The 4,482-nt window shown below is 34.1% G+C and carries 2 protein-coding genes; both read left to right on the plus strand.

Annotated elements, in window-relative coordinates:
• Positions 1-490: 490 nt before the first annotated feature.
• Positions 491-2,887, plus strand: coding sequence for a FlgD immunoglobulin-like domain containing protein (locus RAO94_08650; protein ID MDP8322404.1), 2,397 nt, complete (start codon positions 491-493; stop codon positions 2,885-2,887).
• Between the two features lie 58 nt (positions 2,888-2,945).
• A partial coding sequence (locus tag RAO94_08655; protein ID MDP8322405.1) for a DUF1565 domain-containing protein occupies positions 2,946-4,482 on the plus strand: 1,537 nt, incomplete at its 3' end.

Here is a 4,482-nt window from a genome sequence, read left to right on the forward strand (position 1 = left end):
CTTGATTGATAAAATACTAATAAACGGTTCTATATTAATATCATTACTACTTGAAATTGTGATGAGATAGTGGTAAATGAAAATCATAAGTATGGAACAAAAATTGCTTAAATAAGACTTAGATAAATTATATTGTACACAATGATTAAATCAGAACAAAGAATGTAACGTGTTTAATAGTGGAGGGTTGAGTTTGAAAGTGGATTATGTTGATGGCAGAATTGGTTGTAAATGTTGTATACGGTTTTCTGGAACTGCAATAATCTGTTTACAGTTTGATCAAGACTTACTATTTTACTATAAACAAATTTATCAATCTAATAACTCACTGATAAGGAAGTTAGCTAAGTATATATATATATATATAAGTTATACTGGTATGAGCTTTGGGCTTTTGGCTGAGAACTGAAAAAAGTCGCTGCCTGAGCACCAACAAATGAACAGGCAGCTAAATCATGAAGATACAAAACAAAATAATAAGGAGTTAAGTATGTGTAAACATAAAACTTTGTTAATGATAATATTCTTTACTGTTACCGTTTTAATGCTACATGGTGGTTTTCAATCAGATAACTATTATGTATCGGCAGCTTCGGTTCAATATGAAAATTACTTCTCACACTCTTTAGGAGAATATCCATCACAATTTGATGTTGATGATTGTCCAGATTATATTAGTATATCGTATAATAACCAAAGCACATCAATGATAGAAGTGGTAATAAACTGTGAAGAGAACACAAGTGGGGAATTTAGAGATGGTTATATTGAGGTTACAGTGTGGGATCAATATCTTATAAACTTTGAAAATGATACTATGTATTTTAGCCAGGCATGCCATTCAGCTACTAATCCAGTACAGGCAATGATAGATAATGCCTCAGATGGAGATACAATCAATCTGCAAAGTGGGACATATACAGGTCCATTAACTATCAGTAATAAATATCTGACAATTAATGGTAAAGATACAATTATACAAGGATCGGGACATGCTCCAGTCCTTAATTTTATAAATTCAAATGGTTCGGAATTATATGGATTAGTTATAATGGGGGGCAGATATGAAAATGTAGGAGGGATTAAATGTGAAAGCAGTGATCTTTCTATAAGTCACTGTGAAATTAGTAACAATTACGGAAAACATTATTACTCAGGAGGTCTACCAACAACAAACTATACAGGTGGAATGTATATCTCTGGAAATTCAGATGTTGAGATCCAGAATACAGTATTTCATTCAAACGGAGCATACGCATGCATGGGAGGATATAATTTATATAGTGATATTTCAAATAATTATGAAGTGATCTTGGTAAAAAACACATTTCATGTGGATTATGCATCCTATAATTTGTATAATAATAACCCCTCTGCTGACATGATTCTGAAAAATTGTATTGTAGCAAATCCTTATTCAACAGATATTGATTATACATATTGCTGTGCTTATAATACAAATATAGTAAGTTTTCCTGGGATCGGTAATATAATTGATGATCCTTTATTTCTTGATGATACGGGTCCAGAATATGATTTTCATATACCTTGGGGCAGTCCCTGTATAGATGCTGGTGATCCATCAGAAGAAGATGATGATCAATCTCCCATTGATATGGGATATTGCAGCTATGATAGAGATCAGTATGCACTTTGTTATCGATATGTTTGGAAGTGCTATCCTCTACTGGATGTGTCAGATGATGATAATAATGGTGAAAACGATGATTATCTGATACCACCTAACATCTGGGAAGAATATTGGACTAGTAATCCTGATGTTTTTATTGTCTGGTATATTGACGATGTTGATCAAGATCCCATAATTGAAGGCTACTATGATTCTTACTGGGATTGGCAAGAAGGTGGAACTTATCATGTCCCGAGCTGGAAAGGATTTAAAATATCATCAGATTCGTATCATTATAATGGTGGCTATCTGATGGATGAAAATTCAGCAAGTCTGTTTACTTACCCAGACTTGCCAGCCGAACAGGAAAGCTGGATGGGATATTATCTGGTAGATAGTCAATATCCTGGAGACGCAATAGATTCACAGGTGATGGCAGAATTATTAGGGATAAAAACCCAAAGATGGAGTATGAGCCGTAACAGTATAAATGACCGCTGGATAATTCCTGGCAGTTATACCTTTAATTATGCTGATTGTGTGATCTTAGTACCGAATTCAACTATAACAGGATTTCAGTGGCAGGGAAGCCAAGGACATCACAGAGATGCAGTAGAACCTTATATCAGACCAAGAGCGGAGCATTTTGACTTTGAAGATGAAATTGATTACCTGCCGATCTATGCAGAGTTTTCACCGGATGATATTCCTGAAGAGATTGGCATTTACGTTAACGGAGAATGTAAAGGTGCTCAGGTAGTAGAAGATACACTTTGCCAGATATGTGCTTACGTACTGGAGGAAGAAGCTGGAGAAGAAATTGAATTTGTTTTCTATGATGGAGATAGGAATATCTATAAACCTGATTACTCAGTACTGGATAATTACGATGGAAAAACAATAAGCAGAAAACTTTATACTGGATCAAATAAAAGGCATCAATATATTTCCTTTAAGAATACTGATAGTAATATCCCAGAATGTATCAATCCTGTACACTGTTATCCTAATCCCTTTAACCCACAAGTGAATATAAGTTTCGAATTAGAAGAAACTTCTTCAATTGAATTACATATCTATAATGTTAAGGGGCAATTAGTAAAGACATTAGTTGATGAATTATACAGACCGGGAAAATATATCCTTAATTGGGATGGCAGAGATAATAATGACACTAAGGTCAGCAGTGGTGTTTATTATTATAGATTCACTACTGACGATAATGCGTACAATGGCAAAATGTTAATGTTGAAATAGTGCTATTAAATGACCTGATGCCTTTTAAAAAAGGCGTCAGGTCTATAGGAGTAAGTAAATGAAACATATCTTATGCTATATAATAATATTTATCGGATATTATCTACCGGCAAATATAATTGAAGTCATTCAGGATGGCAGTGGAGATCACACAAATATCAGTGATGCTATGGAAGAAGCTGTAGATGGTGATACTGTACTGGTTTATCCGGGCACTTATTATGAGTATGTAAATTATGACAGTAAATTGATAGTATTGGGAAGCTTGTATATGACAACCGGCAACCGGGAATATATCCATAATACGATCATTGACGGTGAAGGAGAAAGAGGCTGTGTGGTAGTACACTTTGGGGAACCACAAGGTACAAAATTATCCGGTTTTACATTACAGCATGGTAATGGCTGGGTACTACCTAATTCCATAATGGCAGTTGGGGGTGCTTTAAATATCAGTAATGGAAATATTTTAATTGATAATTGTATTATTGAAGAGAATAAAGCAATAATTGGAGGAGGATTATTTATCGGATTTGATTGTACTGTGGAATTGAAAGGCTGTACAATCCGAAAGAACTGGGCAATGATCGAAGGAGGGGGAATAGGATTTGTAAATGGAGATAACTCAATAATATTCAATGAAACAGACCGTTGCAGTATATATAATAACCGGTCGGGCTTTGGCAGCGATATTTGCAGTAAATATGAAGGTGGAGAAGTAGAAGTATATCTTGATACTATAGCATGTGAAGAATATTCAGGATATTATGCAGTTCAATATGATTATTTAGATGGTCCGGGAATTATCTGGGACGGATTTACATTAGAAGCAGAAAATTACTGGATGGAACAGACTGATGCGGATCTTTATGTAGCATCCTGGGGAGATGATGAAAATAGTGGGCTTTCAGCAAATGATCCATTGAAAAGTATAACCTGGGCATCCTATCTGATTGCGGCGAATGAAAATGATCCTCATACAATAAACCTGGCTCCCGGAGTATATTCACAAGGAGAGACTGGTGAAGTATTTCCTTTTCAACCCAAAAGTTATGTTACGATAAAGGGAGATAGTGCTGAAAATACGATTATTGATGGTGAAGAAAATACGAGTTTTATTTACCTAAACTATTCCTGGGGTGATATCCATATAGAAGATTTAAGATTCATTAATAGTGGCAGAAGTGAACAATTCAGTTTTTTTTCCATAACAAAATATCCACTTAAGTTTAATTCTAATATATTGGCTGATTTATACTTAGAAAATCTTGTATTAGAAAATAATTGGTGTAGAGTAATGATGCTTATTGAAACACATGCCAATGTTTATATGAATAATATTTTAGTAAAAGATAATAATGTAGATGATACTAACTGTGATATCCGGTTAACTGTATATAGCAATGAAGAGCAAACTGAAATGGTGTTACAGAATATTACATTGCAGGATAATAATAAAGCTGTGTTTAGTTTATTGGGACGAGAATCAATTCCCATATTTATTTTTAATAATATCTCCATGTATCATAATACCAAAATCTCTGATAGTAATGATATCTATAATTACTCGGCTTTCTGGATAGCATTTCCAATGG

Source organism: Candidatus Stygibacter australis (assembly GCA_030765845.1).
In the GTDB taxonomy this organism is placed as follows: Bacteria; Cloacimonadota; Cloacimonadia; order Cloacimonadales; family TCS61; genus Stygibacter; species Stygibacter australis.

Bases quoted from the DNA above. Each gene is read 5' to 3' on its own strand.
- RAO94_08650 (MDP8322404.1), top strand. From the start codon at position 491: ATGTGTAAACATAAAACTTTGTTAATGATAATATTCTTTACTGTTACC.